Annotated in this window: 12 protein-coding genes; 8 read left to right on the forward strand and 4 right to left on the reverse strand. The window is 66.5% G+C overall.

Annotated elements, in window-relative coordinates; genetic code table 11:
• The first annotated feature begins 9 nt into the window (after nt 1-9).
• Nucleotides 10-975 carry a class 1b ribonucleoside-diphosphate reductase subunit beta gene (gene nrdF / locus ACH49N_RS00740; RefSeq protein WP_358270593.1) on the forward strand — a complete coding sequence of 322 codons (966 nt, stop codon included), beginning with the start codon at nt 10-12 and terminating at the stop codon, nt 973-975.
• 82 nt (nt 976-1,057) lie between these two features.
• Here the strand turns inward: nrdF and ACH49N_RS00745 are convergent, their stop codons facing one another.
• Genes ACH49N_RS00745 through ACH49N_RS00755 form a run of 3 tightly spaced genes read right to left on the reverse strand, consistent with a single transcriptional unit; the run spans nt 1,058 to nt 3,647 of the window.
• Nucleotides 1,058-1,531 carry an NUDIX domain-containing protein gene (locus ACH49N_RS00745; RefSeq protein WP_358270591.1) on the reverse strand — a complete coding sequence of 158 codons (474 nt, stop codon included), beginning with the start codon at nt 1,529-1,531 and terminating at the stop codon, nt 1,058-1,060.
• An 8-nt stretch (nt 1,532-1,539) separates the two neighbouring features.
• A complete protein-coding gene (locus tag ACH49N_RS00750) occupies nt 1,540-2,613 on the reverse strand; it encodes an ABC transporter substrate-binding protein (protein ID WP_358270589.1) in 1,074 nt (357 codons plus the stop codon).
• Between the two features lie 35 nt (nt 2,614-2,648).
• Nucleotides 2,649-3,647 carry an iron-siderophore ABC transporter substrate-binding protein gene (locus ACH49N_RS00755; protein WP_358270587.1) on the reverse strand — a complete coding sequence of 333 codons (999 nt, stop codon included), beginning with the start codon at nt 3,645-3,647 and terminating at the stop codon, nt 2,649-2,651.
• 299 nt (nt 3,648-3,946) lie between these two features.
• Between ACH49N_RS00755 and ctaD the strand changes: the two genes are divergently transcribed.
• The 3 genes from ctaD to ACH49N_RS00770 all read left to right on the forward strand — a co-directional run bounded on the left by ctaD (nt 3,947) and on the right by ACH49N_RS00770 (nt 7,888).
• Complete coding sequence (gene ctaD / locus ACH49N_RS00760; RefSeq protein WP_109331105.1) at nt 3,947-5,737, forward strand: cytochrome c oxidase subunit I; 1,791 nt, start codon at nt 3,947-3,949, stop codon at nt 5,735-5,737.
• A 163-nt stretch (nt 5,738-5,900) separates the two neighbouring features.
• Complete coding sequence (gene serB, locus ACH49N_RS00765; RefSeq protein ID WP_109331103.1) at nt 5,901-7,121, forward strand: phosphoserine phosphatase SerB; 1,221 nt, start codon at nt 5,901-5,903, stop codon at nt 7,119-7,121.
• Nucleotides 7,118-7,888: an aminoacyl-tRNA hydrolase gene (locus ACH49N_RS00770; protein WP_358270585.1), complete on the forward strand. Its 771-nt coding sequence runs from the start codon at nt 7,118-7,120 to the stop codon at nt 7,886-7,888. Before serB ends, ACH49N_RS00770 begins: the two co-directional genes overlap by 4 nt.
• Before the next feature lie 638 nt (nt 7,889-8,526).
• Here ACH49N_RS00770 and glgX read toward each other — a convergent pair.
• The gene (glgX, locus tag ACH49N_RS00775; RefSeq protein ID WP_358270583.1) at nt 8,527-10,674 is read right to left on the reverse strand and encodes a glycogen debranching protein GlgX; all 2,148 of its coding nucleotides are present in this window, start codon (nt 10,672-10,674) and stop codon (nt 8,527-8,529) included.
• A gap of 50 nt (nt 10,675-10,724) precedes the next feature.
• On the opposite strand from glgX, the gene ACH49N_RS00780 reads away from it, so the two are divergent.
• From ACH49N_RS00780 to ACH49N_RS00795, 4 genes are all read left to right on the forward strand, one after another.
• Nucleotides 10,725-11,546: an ABC transporter ATP-binding protein gene (locus tag ACH49N_RS00780; protein ID WP_159926041.1), complete on the forward strand. Its 822-nt coding sequence runs from the start codon at nt 10,725-10,727 to the stop codon at nt 11,544-11,546.
• A gap of 73 nt (nt 11,547-11,619) precedes the next feature.
• A complete protein-coding gene (locus ACH49N_RS00785; RefSeq protein ID WP_358270769.1) occupies nt 11,620-12,501 on the forward strand; it encodes an NUDIX hydrolase in 882 nt (293 codons plus the stop codon).
• Nucleotides 12,502-12,512: 11 nt separating this feature from the next.
• The gene (locus ACH49N_RS00790) at nt 12,513-13,292 is read left to right on the forward strand and encodes an enoyl-CoA hydratase/isomerase family protein (RefSeq protein ID WP_159926043.1); all 780 of its coding nucleotides are present in this window, start codon (nt 12,513-12,515) and stop codon (nt 13,290-13,292) included.
• A 57-nt stretch (nt 13,293-13,349) separates the two neighbouring features.
• Nucleotides 13,350-14,321, forward strand: a complete 972-nt coding sequence (locus ACH49N_RS00795) for a class I SAM-dependent methyltransferase (RefSeq protein WP_159926045.1) — start codon at nt 13,350-13,352, stop codon at nt 14,319-14,321.
• Nucleotide 14,322: the final 1 nt, after the last annotated feature.

The following is a 14,322-nucleotide window of genomic DNA, read 5'->3' on the forward strand; positions in this document are numbered from 1 at the left end:
GAGGATTCAATGGTCAAGCTGGTGAGTCGCGTATCCGCGATCAACTGGAACCGCGTCCAGGACGAGAAGGACGCCGAGGTGTGGGACCGTCTCGTCGGCAACTTCTGGCTGCCCGAAAAGGTCCCGGTGTCCAACGACATTCCGTCGTGGGGAACGCTCACGGCGCAGGAGAAGCAGCTCACGATGCGGGTGTTCACGGGGCTGACGCTCCTCGACACCATTCAGGGCACCGTGGGCGCGGTCAGCCTCATCCCCGATGCGATCACCCCGCACGAGGAGGCGGTGTACACCAACATCGCGTTCATGGAGTCGGTGCACGCCAAGAGCTACAGCTCGATCTTCTCGACGCTGTGCTCCACCCGCGACATCGACGATGCCTTCCGCTGGTCCGAGGAGAACCCGAACCTGCAGCGCAAGGCCGAGATCGTCATGGACTACTACCAGGGCGACGAGCCGCTCAAGCGCAAGGTGGCGTCCACCCTGCTCGAGAGCTTCCTGTTCTACTCGGGCTTCTACCTGCCGATGTACTGGTCGTCGCGCGCCAAGCTCACCAACACCGCCGACCTCATCCGTCTTATCATCCGTGACGAGGCCGTGCACGGGTACTACATCGGCTACAAGTACCAGAAGGGTCTCGAGCAGCTCACCGAGGCCGAGCGCGACGACCTGAAGAATTACACGTTCGAGCTACTCTTCGAGCTCTACGACAACGAGGTCGACTACACCCAGGACCTCTACGACGAGGTCGGTCTCACCGAGGACGTCAAGAAGTTCCTGCGGTACAACGCCAACAAAGCGTTGATGAACCTCGGCTACGAGGGGCTCTTCCCGAAGGACGAGACGGACGTCAACCCGGCCATCCTGTCCGCGCTCTCACCCAACGCCGACGAGAACCACGACTTCTTCTCCGGCTCCGGCAGCTCCTACGTCATCGGTAAGGCCGTCAACACCGAAGACGAAGACTGGAATTTTTAGAGCGACCCGCTCAGGAACAGTTTCGCCCAATGCCGCACCGGCGCAGTTCGACTGCACCGGTGCGACATTGGGCGAACTGCGTTCAGCGCTGGAACCATGCCTCCGGCACGTCCTGTAGCGCTTTCTCGAGTCGCAGTCGCGAAGACGGGGTGAGGTCGGACGGCACTGCCTCCGGGGAAAACCATGCCACCTCGAGGTTCTCGTCGTCGGACACCGCCGCGGCTCCGCCGATGTAACGCGCGAGGAAGCACACGTCGAGGTACTGCGCGACATCGCCGTTGGGATAGGTGATGGGTCCGGTCACATCGACGCTGGTGATGCGCACCAGTTCCGCGTCGACGCCGGTCTCTTCGCGTACTTCCCGGAGCGCGGCGGGCCCTGGCTCCTCACCGGGTTCGAGAACGCCCGACACCACCGCCCACCGGCCGTTGTCGGCGCGGCGGGTCAGCAGTAGCCGCCCGTCGTCGTCGCGGACGACGACGCTCACTCCCGACAACCACAGCGTCGCGTGTCCGACATGCCTGCGCAGTGCAGCCACGAACTCCGGGACGGGCACGAGTCCTCCTAGCCGGCGTATCCGTTCAGGGTGTTCCGGAGATCCGTCAGCACAGCCCGCGCGGCCACCAGGCCGTTGCCGTTCCAGACCTCGCCTTCGACGGCGAACACGCGACTGTCGGCGGCGGCCCCGAGGTCTTCCCACGCTTGCCCGGACATGACCTCCTCGGCATGCTCGGTGCCGTCCTTGCCGACGAGGACGGCGTAGATGAGATCGCCTTCGGCGCGGTCGAGTTCGGCATCGTCGATCGATTCGGTCACCGCACCGTCGAGGTTCTGGTAGGCGGGCCTGCGGACTCCCGCGTCGGTGAGTACCTGACCGGCGAACGCCGCCGGTCCCTCCACCTCCAGACTGTCGGCGCCGAAACGCACGACTGAAGCCTGGGTTTGGGCGGCGTCGATATCGATGCCGAGTTGCTTCGCGTCCGCCTGGTATCGCTCGAGCGCGGCTGCGGCGGCATCGGCCCGGCCGAGGGCGTTGCCCGCGAGGAGGAACTGCGTCTTCCAGTACACGGGGTCGGAACCGACGAACACGGTGGGCGCGATGGGGGAGAGTTCGCCGTACAGTGCGCCGGTGGCCGGACTCGAACCGAGGATCACATCCGGCGCCGCCTGCGCGATCCGGGCGACGTCGGGTGCGCCGGCCGGCCCGACACTCGGAAGTTCGGAGATGCCCGTGCCGAGGTACCCCGGCTGTGGGGAGTCGCCGTCGCCGCTCGTGGTGGCGCCGACGACGCGTTCCCACAGACCGAGTGCGCATACCGCGTCCAGCGCGGCACTGTCGAGCACCACGATTCGCTGCGGATCGGCGGGCACCTCACTCGTGCCCGTTGTATGGACCACCCGATGCGTCGTCGACCCCGACAGCTCCGGGTCGACCGGTGCCGGCTCCGGGCACGCCGTCGTGGTGTCCCTCTCGATGCCGACCACCGCCGCGCCCGCAATCTTCGTCGTGGTCCGGACGATCGAGGACGCGGGGTCGTCGTCGGCCGGTTGGGAACAGCCGGCGAGAGCGAAGGCGGCGACACCGGCAACGAGACCGATGGACGCGCGGCGGACGGTCGAAAACCTGCGAAGGGACAATGCGGCGACTTCCTGTGTGAGCGGGCGCGTTCAGGTTAGCCGCTGTGCTTGTCGACCTCGAACGTGTCCGACAGGTCGTCGAGAATCAGGTGCGCGCCCTGGATGCTGACGGGCGACATCCAGCGGGCGTCGTCGACGTCGACCTTGCGGCCCTGCAGCGTCTGCCACAGCGGGCTTTCGAGGAAGGGGCGGGCGGCTTCGGCGCTCTTTCCCGCCGGATCCTGCCAGGTGCTGACGAAGATGACGTCGCCGTCGGCCTCGCTGAGCAACTCCGGGCTGATCGACTGCATGATGCTGGTCGGGTCGGCGGGGTCCGGTCCCTGGCTGGCGGGCCGGGCAATGCCCGCATCCTCGAGCACGATGCCGCTGAAGGAGGTGGTGCGATAGAGGCGGGCGGTGGGTTCACCGGCGAATCGGATCACCGATACCACCGGGTTCGACGCCTTGGTGTTGATGGCGGAACCGACGGCCGCGGCGCGCGACTCGTAGGCGGCGATCTTCTCGTTGGCGAGTTCTTCCTTGCCGAGCGCCTGACCGACGAGACGGATGTTCTCCTTCCACGTGGGACCGGTCGTCTCGGTGAAGATGGTCGGCGCAATGGCCGACAGCTGTTCGTAGTTCTTACCGTCGCGAACCTCGGCCGAGATGATGAGGTCCGGCTGCAGTGCGGCGATCTTCTCGAGGCTCGCGGTGCTCACCTTGCCCACCGACTCGGCTTCGGCTGCGTACTCGTCGCGGGTGCTGCCGAGGTAGTCGGGCAGCCCGGGGTCCCGGTAGTCGACATACCCGACGAGCGGCGTCTCGAGGAGGAGTACGGCATCGGTGAAGCTGTTGTCGAGGGCCACGACCCGCTGCGGTGCCGCGGGAATCTCGGTGTTGCCGCGGAAGTGTTCGACCGTGCGGGGGAACTGCGCCGATGCGGCGGCGTCGGCCGTGGAGGACGCGTCGTCGCTGCTGGAACAGGACGTGACGGCGACCGCGGCCGCGAGAGCGACGACGGCGGCCAGGGCGCGGCGTCGGGAAAGAATGTTCACGTGGAGCTCCTGGTAGAAGTTAGGTGAGCGATACCTTAGCACCGGAGAAGTCCGAATCCGGGTGGTCTCCCCGCCTCTCCCGCCGACATCCGCGACCCGCCGTCTCGGGTGAGAAACAGCACGCTCCTGCCGACAATCCGCTGGTCGGCGATACCCCCGTGGGCGCTGAGCCGGGGTAAGTACGACAGGAGGTAGGACCGAGTCCGAGGCCGCTCGGGGCACCGTCTACGATTCGATGAGCGCAAGCCAGAGACCGTTCGCCTCGCAGCCCGGGGACGGACGCGCATTCAGGAGGATCAGTGACTGCCGTAGCGCCCCAGCCAGTCCCCGCGATAGCTGCAGCCAGGCCTTACCCGCCGCGGCAGGGACCCAAGGGCTCGTTCATCTTCAAAATGATCACGACCACCGACCCCAAGGTGCTCGGGATCATGTATTTGACGACCTCGATCATCTTCTTCCTCATCGGCGGTCTGATGGCCCTGATGATGCGTGCCGAGCTCGCTGTGCCCGGTATGCAGTTCTTGTCGAACGAGCAGTTCAACCAGCTGTTCACCATGCACGGCACGATCATGCTGCTGCTGTACGCGACCCCGATCGTCTTCGGCTTCGCCAACTACATCCTGCCGCTGCAGATCGGTGCACCCGACGTTGCCTTCCCGCGTCTGAACGCCTTCAGCTACTGGCTGTACCTGTTCGGCGCCATCATCGCGACCGCAGGCTTCATCACTCCGGGCGGCGCGGCCGACTTCGGCTGGACGGCGTACACGCCGCTCACCAGTGCCCTGCACTCCCCGGGTGTCGGTGCCGACCTGTGGATCATGGGCCTCGCGGTCGGTGGCCTCGGCACCATCCTCGGTGGCGTCAACATGATCACCACGGTGATCTGCCTGCGCGCCCCCGGTATGACCATGTTCCGCATGCCGATCTTCACCTGGAACATCTTCATCACCAGCATCCTGATCCTGCTGGCGTTCCCGTTGCTGACGGCCGCGCTGCTGGGTCTGTTCGTCGACCGTCACCTCGGCGGCCACATCTTCGATCCGGCTACCGGTGGTGTTCTGCTGTGGCAGCACCTGTTCTGGTTCTTCGGTCACCCCGAGGTGTACATCATCGCGCTGCCGTTCTTCGGCATCGTCTCGGAAATCTTCCCGGTCTTCAGCCGTAAGCCGATCTTCGGCTACAGCGGTCTGGTGTACGCGACGATCGCGATTGCTGCCCTGTCGATCGCCGTGTGGGCGCACCACATGTACGCCACGGGCGCGGTGCTGCTGCCGTACTTCTCGTTCATGACCTTCCTGATCGCGGTGCCGACGGGTGTGAAGATCTTCAACTGGATCGGCACCATGTGGAAGGGGCAATTGACCTTCGAGTCGCCGATGCTGTTCTCGGTCGGCTTCCTGATCACCTTCCTCTTCGGTGGCCTCTCCGGCGTCATCCTGGCCAGCCCGCCGCTCGACTTCCACGTCACCGACAGCTACTTCGTGGTCGCCCACTTCCACTACGTGGTCTTCGGCACGGTCGTGTTCGCCACCTACGCCGGTATCTACTTCTGGTTCCCGAAGATGACCGGGCGGATGATGGACGAACGCCTCGGCAAGTGGCACTTCTGGACCACGTTCATCGGCTTCCACGGCACCTTCCTCGTGCAGCACTGGCTGGGAGCCGAAGGTATGCCGCGCCGGTACGCGGACTACCTGCCGTCCGACGGGTTCACCATGCTGAACTCGTTCTCGACCATCTTCGCCTTCGTCCTCGGTGCCTCGACGCTCCCGTTCATCTGGAACGTCTTCAAGAGCTACCGGTACGGCGAGGTCGTCACCGTCGACGACCCGTGGGGTTACGGCAACTCGCTCGAGTGGGCCACCACCTGCCCGCCGCCGCGTCACAACTTCACGGAACTGCCGCGCATCCGCTCCGAGCGTCCTGCGTTCGAGCTGCACTACCCGCACATGGTGGAGCGGATGAAGGCAGAAGCGCACGTCGGACCCGGGCACGGCGGCAAGCACGCCAGCACGGTCCTGGAGGAGGAACGCCACGCACCGCTCACCGTGAGCGGTGAAGGCGAGCCCGGCACCGACTCCGGCCGCTGATACAGATCGTTGCCGAAAGGCCCCGCCCCACCATCGGGCGGGGCCTTTCCCTTGGCACAATGGGTGCCGGACAAGCTGCGCGAGCACGACGACCTTCCGTGCTTCTGCGCACGTGAGACGAACGGAGTTCTTTCCAGCGTGAGTAACACGAACGGAGTTCGTAGTGGGCGCAGCTGACACGACTGTCCTGGTGACCGTCACGGGGCCCGACCGCCCCGGTGTCACATCGGTGCTCTTCGCGGCGCTCTCCCGCCACGACGTGAGCCTGCTCGATGTGGAACAGGTGGTGATCCGTGGCCGCCTGACCCTCGGCGTGCTCGTGGCGTGCCCGGAGGACGGGGAAGCCCTCCAGGAGGAACTGGAGGAGGCGATGGCCACCGTCGGGATGTCGGTGGATGTCGAGATCGGGGCGGACCCCGGCCGGCAGTCGCTGTCCACGCACGCGGTGGTCATTCTCGGTTCTCCGGTGTCCGCGCGGGCCCTGCGATCGGTCGCTCGTGAGATGGCGAAGCTGAGTGTCAACATCGACTCCATCCGGGGCGTCGCCGATTATCCGGTGACCGGTCTCGAACTCCTCGTCAGTGCTCCCGCGACGGCGGCGGTGGACAAGCGGCTGCGCACGGTGCTGGCCGAGGTTGCTGTGGCGGAAAGCGTCGACATCGCGGTCGAGCGGGGTGGGCTTGCGCGCCGGGCCAAGCGGCTCATCGTCTTCGACGTCGACTCGACCCTGGTCCAAGGCGAGGTCATCGAGATGCTCGCAGCGCGAGCCGGGGTCGAGGACGAAGTCCGTGCGGTCACCGAATCGGCGATGCGCGGCGAGATCGACTTCACGGAGTCGCTGCACCAGCGGGTCGCGACGCTCGCCGGTCTCGACGCCTCCGTGATCGACGACGTCGCCGAGGGCCTCGAACTGACGCCGGGTGCCCGGACCACCATTCGCACGTTGCGACGCCTCGGATTCCACTGCGGGGTGGTGTCGGGTGGCTTCCGTCAGGTGATCGAGGGGCTCGCTCACGAACTGGAGCTCGACTTCGTTCAAGCCAATACTCTCGAAATTGTGGACGGCAAGCTCACCGGACGAGTCGTGGGCGACATCGTCGACCGGGCCGCCAAGGCGACGGCGCTGCGGAAGTTCGCGGCCCAGGTGGGCGTGCCGATGGAGCAGACGGTCGCGGTCGGTGACGGCGCCAACGACATCGACATGCTCAATGCCGCCGGTCTCGGTATCGCCTTCAACGCGAAGCCGGCGTTGCGTGAGGTCGCCGACACGGCGCTCTCGCATCCCTTCCTCGACGCCGTACTGTTCATCCTCGGCGTCACTCGGGACGAGGTCGAAGCCGCCGACGCCGTGGACGGCGTGGTGAGACGAGTTCCCCTGTCGTGACGGAACCGTGTGCAGCCGCGATCGCCGGCGACGCCGCGCTGTGGGAGGCACGCCACGCGGTCCTCGCGGCCGGTTACGGTGGACGACCCGATCCCGAGGATCCTGCCCTGGTCCTCGCGATGCCGATCGTTTTACACATCCCGAAGTCGAACCCGCCTGCGCGTAGTGCGGTGCTGGCGGCGGCCGCGACGGCGTCGGTGGCGCTGTGCCTCGACCCACGGGTCGGCGTCGATGCAGACGGGCAACCGGGCCCTTGGCGCTCCGACTACCTCGCATGGGTGGGGTCTCGCATCCGCAAGGTGTCGCGCCGGGCTCGCGGTGCGCAGTGGCGCGCCGCGCAGGAGGTGGACGGCATCACCGTGGAGGTCGACGGCGCCGAGGCGCGGGCACTCGTCCCCGTCGCGGTCGGTGCGCTCGACCCGCGCATCAAGAAGCTGCAGATCGGCGGAACCGACCTCGAGCACGACGACCCCGGCCCGGCGCCCGACGGGACACCCGTGCTGTGGATCGACTCGACCCTGGACATGACCGTCGGGAAGGCCGCTGCACAAGTGGGCCACGCGTCGATGCTGCTCGCGGGAGCGATGAGCGTCGAAGATGCGAGGCACTGGGCGGATACGGGTTACCGCTGCGCCGTCCGTGACGCCGATGCGGCGAGGTGGACGGCGTTGCGCGAGCTCGAGTCCGCGGGGCATGCGGTCGCGGTGCGCGATGCCGGTTTCACCGAGGTGGCTCCCGGATCCGTGACGGTGATCGCCGCCCTGTGAGCCGCGGCGGGTCCAGTGCCCGCGGCTTGGCTATGGGACGCCGGGAACAATCGCGGAACACTGGCCCCCATGCTCGCTCGACGCGTGATCACGCTCTTCGCCGGACTCTGGTTGTACGGCTTCTCGATGGCCATGATGATTACCGCCGGCCTCGGCCTCGATCCGTGGGATGTATTCCATCAGGGCGTCGCGGGCCGCACGTCGCTCAGTTTCGGCGCCGTGACCGCCCTCACCGGTGCCGGTGTTCTGCTGCTCTGGATTCCGCTGCGTCAGAAGCCGGGTTTCGGCACGATCGCCAACGTTGTGGTCATTGCGGTGTCCGTGGACACTTCACTGGTGTTTCTCCGGCCCGTCGGGTCGCCGGCCGTGCAGGTGGCGATGATGGTCGGTGGTGTCGTGCTCAACGCTCTGGCGACCGTGCTGTATATCGGCGCCGGTATGGGTACGGGACCGCGGGACGGACTGATGACCGGTCTGATACGACGAAGCGGATTGTCCGTGCGCCTCATTCGGACGTCGATCGAAGTTGCGGTGCTGGTCACCGGGTGGCTGCTCGGCGGCACCGTGGGAGTGGGGACCGTGGTCTACGCGCTGGGGATCGGTCCGCTGATCCAGTTGATGATGCGCGCCGGCGGTCTCTATCCGACCGCTCGGAAGACGAGCAGCCCGGGTCCGGACAGTCTGATCGTCGAGTCTCCCGAAATGGGGCCACCCGGTTCCGGCGCGCCGTCAGGGGAGTTGGAATCGAATTCGGCGAGCAGGATTCCGTAGAACCAGTCGGGGCTGCCCAATGCCACCTCGACCGGTCCGCCGGAGTGGAAGACGAGAAGCCAGTTGTCGTCGGTGAGCTGAAATCCGTCCTCGGTGTGGGACCGGATGTCGGACCCGTCGATCCATGCCTGCAGGGTGCGGCGTGAGTCGTCGTGCCACGCATCGTCATCCATCTCCGCACCGTCGGCGCCGAACCACACGAGGTCAGGGTGACCGGTGGGAGTATGCCGTCCTTCGAAGAATTCCGGTTGCCGCAGTGCGGGGGACGCACGGCGCAGATCGAGAGCGCGCGTGACGAACGCGGTGAGCGTCCGGTCACCGGTGCTCCAGTCGAGCGCCCAGGAATCCTCGCGCGCAGTGTCGGCGGGGACACAGTACGCGTTGTTGTTCCCGCCCAGCGAATGGCCGAATTCGTCGCCTGCCGTGAACATCGGGGTGCCCGTGGAGAGGGCGAGGGTGGCCAGCAGAGCGCGGACATGACGCTTGCGGGCGTCGGTGATCGACGGGTCGTCGGTGGGGCCTTCCACGCCGTGGTTGACGGAGTCGTTGTGATCGGCGCCGTCCCGGTTGTCCTCCCCGTTCGCTTCGTTGTGCTTGCGCCGGTACGCGACGAGGTCCGCCGCGGTGAAGCCGTCGTGTGCGGTCACGAAGTTGATGGAGGCCCAGGGCCGGCGACTGTGGAACAGGTCCTCCGAGCCGGCCACTCTGGAGGCCAGTTCGCGAACGCCGGTGTTGCCATTCCAGAAGCGGCGGACAGTATCGCGGTATCGGTCGTTCCACTCCGACCACTGGGCGCCGAAGTGCCCGACCCGGTAACCATCGGACGTGGCGTCCCAGGGTTCGGCGATGAGTTTGCAGCGGGACAGAACAGGATCCGCGGTGATGGCGGAAAACACCGAAGCGCGAGAGTCGAATCGGCCTCCTCCGGGTCGGCCGAGGGCGGAAGCCAGGTCGAAACGGAAGCCGTCGACCCCCATGTCGTGTGCCCAGTACCGAAGGCTGTCGCAGATCATCCGGACGACGATGGGGGAGTGCGCGTCCACCGTGTTGCCGCATCCCGTGAGGTCGACGTCGCGGCCGTCGGCATCGAGAAGGTAGTAGCCCGGGGCGTCGAGACCACGCCAGCTGAGGCTGATCCCGTCGACGCCCTCTTCGCACGTGTGGTTGTAGACGACGTCGAGGATCACCTCGATTCCGGCAGCGTGCAGGGCGTCGACCATGGTGTGGAATTCGGCGATCTCCTCGCCGGCCACGGCCGCGTAACCGGGATGGGGCGCGAAGAACGACGCTGTCGAATAGCCCCAGTGGTTACGCATTCCCCGTTCACGCACCGTCTGCTCGGTCAGGTGTGCATGTACCGGAAGTAGCTCGACCGCGGTCACCCCGAGTCGAACGAGATGACCGATGACGGCGGGCTCCGCCAGCCCCAGATACGTGCCGCGGTACTGGGGAGGGACGCCCCGATGTCGGGCGGTGTACGCGCCGACGTGCAGTTCGTAGAGGACGGTTTCCTCCCAGGGCCTTTCGATCCTGGGACCGGTGGTCCGGGGGGCGGCGGGCGTGACCACGGACAGCGGCGCGTGGCCGAGGCTGTCGAGCTGCGAAGGTTCGCCGAACGGGTCTCCGGCATGCGAGATCAGGGCACGGTGGTCGCCGATCCCGCCGGTAACGCGTTTCGCCCACGGGTCGACGAGGAGTTTGGCCGGGTTCATCCGGACTCCCGCGCGGGGGTTCCACTCTCCGTGCACCCGGTAGCCGTAGCGCTGGCCGGGACCGACGCCGTCCACCACCCCGTGCCAGATTCCGTAGGTCCGCTGCACAAGGTCGATTCGTGTCTCCGCACCGTCCGGAGAAATCAGGCACACCTGTACCAGCTCCGCGTCCGGAGCGTGGACCGAGAACTGGGTGCCGGTGCCTCGCACGTGTGCTCCCAGGGGAAACGGCGATCCGGGCAGGCGCAGGCTCGGCGGGAACGACGCTCGCTCGCCGGCACGTGAATCGATGTGAGACGACACGTAACTGATCCTGCCGCGAATGCGCCGAAGATGTGCGGGAAGATGGATCCGTGCATCAACCTGATCCTGATCTCCTCATCGATTTCGACGACGTCCTCCTCCGGCGCGGGGGTAACACTCTCGTGGGGCCGGTGTCCTGGAAAGTGGAGCTCGACGAGCGATGGGTGGTCCTCGGCCCGAACGGAGCCGGCAAGACCTCGTTGCTCCGCATCGCGGCTGCCGAATTGCATCCGACGAGCGGTAGCGCCCACCTTCTGGGGGAGCGGCTCGGGCGAGTCGACATCAACGAGCTACGACCGCGGATCGGGCTGTCGTCGTCGGCGCTGGCGAACCGGGTGCCTGCCGAGGAGGTGGTGAGCGATCTCGTCGTGTCCGCCGGCTACGCCGTACTCGGTCGCTGGCGGGAGCGGTACGAAGACATGGATACCGAGCGGGCGGTCGAGATGCTCGAAAGTCTCGGGGCCGAGCACCTGGCCCATCGCAGCTACGGCACCCTGTCCGAGGGGGAGCGCAAGCGCGTGCTCATCGCCCGTGCACTGATGACCGACCCCGAACTTCTCCTCCTCGACGAACCCGCCGCCGGACTCGACCTCGGCGGGCGAGAGGAACTCGTCGCGCGACTGACCGACCTGGCTGCAGATCCCGACGCTCCCGCAACCGTTCTCATCACCCACCACGTCGAGGAGATCCCACCCGGCTTCACCCACGCGCTGCTCCTGAACGAGGGCCGGGTGGTGTCGCAGGGGCTGCTCGATGACGTGATCACGTCGGAGAACCTCAGTGAGGCCTTCAGCCAGTCCATCAGCCTCGACAAGGTCGATGGACGGTACTTCGCGCGGCGCAGCCGGATCCCGGGCGCCCACCGAGCGTGAGGGTCGAAACGGGCACCTGTTCCAGTGGGGTGCCGGTGCGACGCACATCACCGGAGGCGTAGGTTCCAAGATCATGGTCTCGAAGCAAGAACAGGCGGCAGTCGACGTGTCACCGAAGGACGCGTCGACGGTCATCCTGATCAGGGATGCAACACCGGAACTCGCGGGGGGCGGCATCGAGGTTTTCCTCCTGCGCCGCGTCAAGGGCATGGCGTTCGCCGGAGGTATGACGGTGTTTCCGGGAGGCGGTGTCGACCCGTCGGATGCCGTGGCGGACGTGCAGTGGGCCGGACCTCCGGTCGAGTGGTGGGCCGAACGTTTCTCCACCGACCCCGCCCGGGCGAAGGCTCTGGTGTGCGCGGCGGTACGTGAAACGTTCGAGGAATGTGGCGTGCTGCTCGCGGGCGGAAGCACGGACACGGTAGTGGCCGACACGTCGCACTACGCGCAGGCGCGCATTGCGCTCGAACGACGTGAACTTTCTTTCGGTGAGTTCCTGGCGCGTGAGGAACTCGTGCTCAGAGCCGACCTCCTGCGCCCCTGGGCGAACTGGATCACGCCGATCGGCGAAGGGCGGCGTTACGACACCCGGTTCTTCGTCGCGGCGGCTCCCGACGGGCAGATCGCGGACGGGGCCACGTCCGAAGCCGAGGAAGTGACGTGGCTGAGCCCCGCGGCGGCCCTGGACGCATGGAAGGGGGGCGGCAGCGTCCTGCTCCCACCCACGTGGAGTCAGCTGACGGCATTACAGAACTTCGATTCGGTGGCAGAGGTCCTCGCCGCGGAGCCGGAGATCCCGGTGATCCTGCCGATCCTCATCACGGACGAGGAAACGATTCGGGTCGAGTTTCCCGGGCAGGACGGTTATTACGAGGCAGGCCCGCACCCGTGGTCGGTGCGGGGACGGAAGCGGACACCGCCGGGTCGCGCCGAGTCGGCCGAGCGGAGCAAGTAGCCTCTTGCCTCATGGCTGAATTCGTCACTCTCGAGGTTTCCGAAGGCATCGGCACCATTCGACTCGCGCGTCCCCCGATGAATGCACTGAATCGGCAGGTGCAACAGGAGTTGCGGGCCGCCGCACGGGAAGCGACGGTGCATCCCGACGTCAAGGCAGTGATCGTGTACGGCGGAGAGAAGGTGTTCGCCGCAGGCGCCGACGTCAAGGAAATGGCCGAGATGAGCTTCGGCCAGATGGCGGATGTCATCACCGATCTGCAATCGGACCTGGCCGCGGTCTCGGAGATTCCCAAGCCGACCGTCGCCGCGATCACGGGGTATGCGCTCGGCGGCGGCCTCGAGGTCGCACTCTCGGCGGACCGGCGGATCGCCGGCGACAACGCCAAGCTCGGTGTCCCCGAGATCCTTCTCGGCATCATTCCCGGTGGCGGCGGCACTCAGCGTCTCGCTCGGCTGATCGGTCCCTCGAAAGCGAAAGACCTGGTGTTCACCGGGCGCTTCGTCAACGCCGACGAGGCGCTGGCGATCGGTCTGGTCGACGAGGTGGTGGCGCCCGACGACGTGTACGAGGCAGCTCGACGATGGGCGTCCCAGTTCACGAAGGGCGCCGGCCGCGCGCTTGCCGCGGCGAAAGCTGCCATCGACCAGGGATTGGACGTCGACCTGCACAGCGGACTGGCGGTCGAGCGCCAGCTGTTCGCGTCCCTCTTCGCCACCCAGGACCGCACGATCGGGATGGAATCGTTCATCGAGAACGGCCCCGGTAAGGCTCAGTTCACCGGCGAGTAGTCTGAGCCCGGGAAAACTAGAACCTGTTCACTCTTACCAGCGAGTAGGATTTGCCGCATGACTGCTAGCGCCCACGACGACCCCGCTCCTCATCCGCACGCCACCGCCGAAGAGGTCGAGGCGGCGCTGAAGGACACCAAACTCGCCCAGGTGCTCTACCACGACTGGGAAGCCGAGACGTACGACGAGAAGTGGTCCATCTCGTACGACGAGCGGTGTATCGACTATGCGCGGGGTCGCTTCGACGCCGTCGCGGGAGATCAGCCCCTTCCGTACGAGCGGGCGCTCGAACTGGGCTGCGGTACCGGCTTCTTCCTTCTCAATCTGATGCAGGGCGGGGTCGCGAAGACCGGTTCGGTGACCGACCTCTCGCCAGGCATGGTCAAGGTGGCATTGCGCAACGCCGAGGGTCTCGGGTTGCCCGTCGACGGTCGTGTCGCCGACGCCGAAACGATTCCGTACGACGACAACACGTTCGACCTCGTGGTCGGGCACGCTGTGCTACATCACATCCCGGATGTGGAGCAGTCGCTCCGCGAGGTACTGCGGGTGCTGAAGCCCGGTGGGCGCTTCGTGTTCGCCGGCGAGCCCACCACCATCGGCAACTTCTACGCCCGCTGGCTCGGCCGCGTCACGTGGGAGACCACGACGCGTGTCACCAAGCTGCCCTTCCTTGCCGATTGGCGTCGCCCGCAGGCGGAACTGGACGAATCCTCCCGCGCTGCGGCACTGGAAGCCGTCGTCGATCTCCACACGTTCGATCCGAGTGATCTCGAGAAGATCGCCGAGTCCGCGGGCGCCGCGCAGGTGCACGCCGCCACCGAGGAGTTCGCAGCCGCCCTGCTCGGGTGGCCCGTCCGCACCTTCGAGGCCGCTGTTCCGCCGGAGAAGTTGGGCTGGGGCTGGGGCCGTTTCGCGTTCACCGGATGGAAGACGCTCAGCTGGGTCGACGAGAAGATCCTCCGCCATGTGGTGCCGCGCGGCTTCTTCTACAACGTCATGATCACCGGCGTGAAGCCCGGCAACTGAA

This window comes from Rhodococcus sp. NPDC019647, from assembly GCF_044389235.1.
GTDB lineage: Bacteria > Actinomycetota > Actinomycetes > Mycobacteriales > Mycobacteriaceae > Rhodococcus_F > Rhodococcus_F oxybenzonivorans.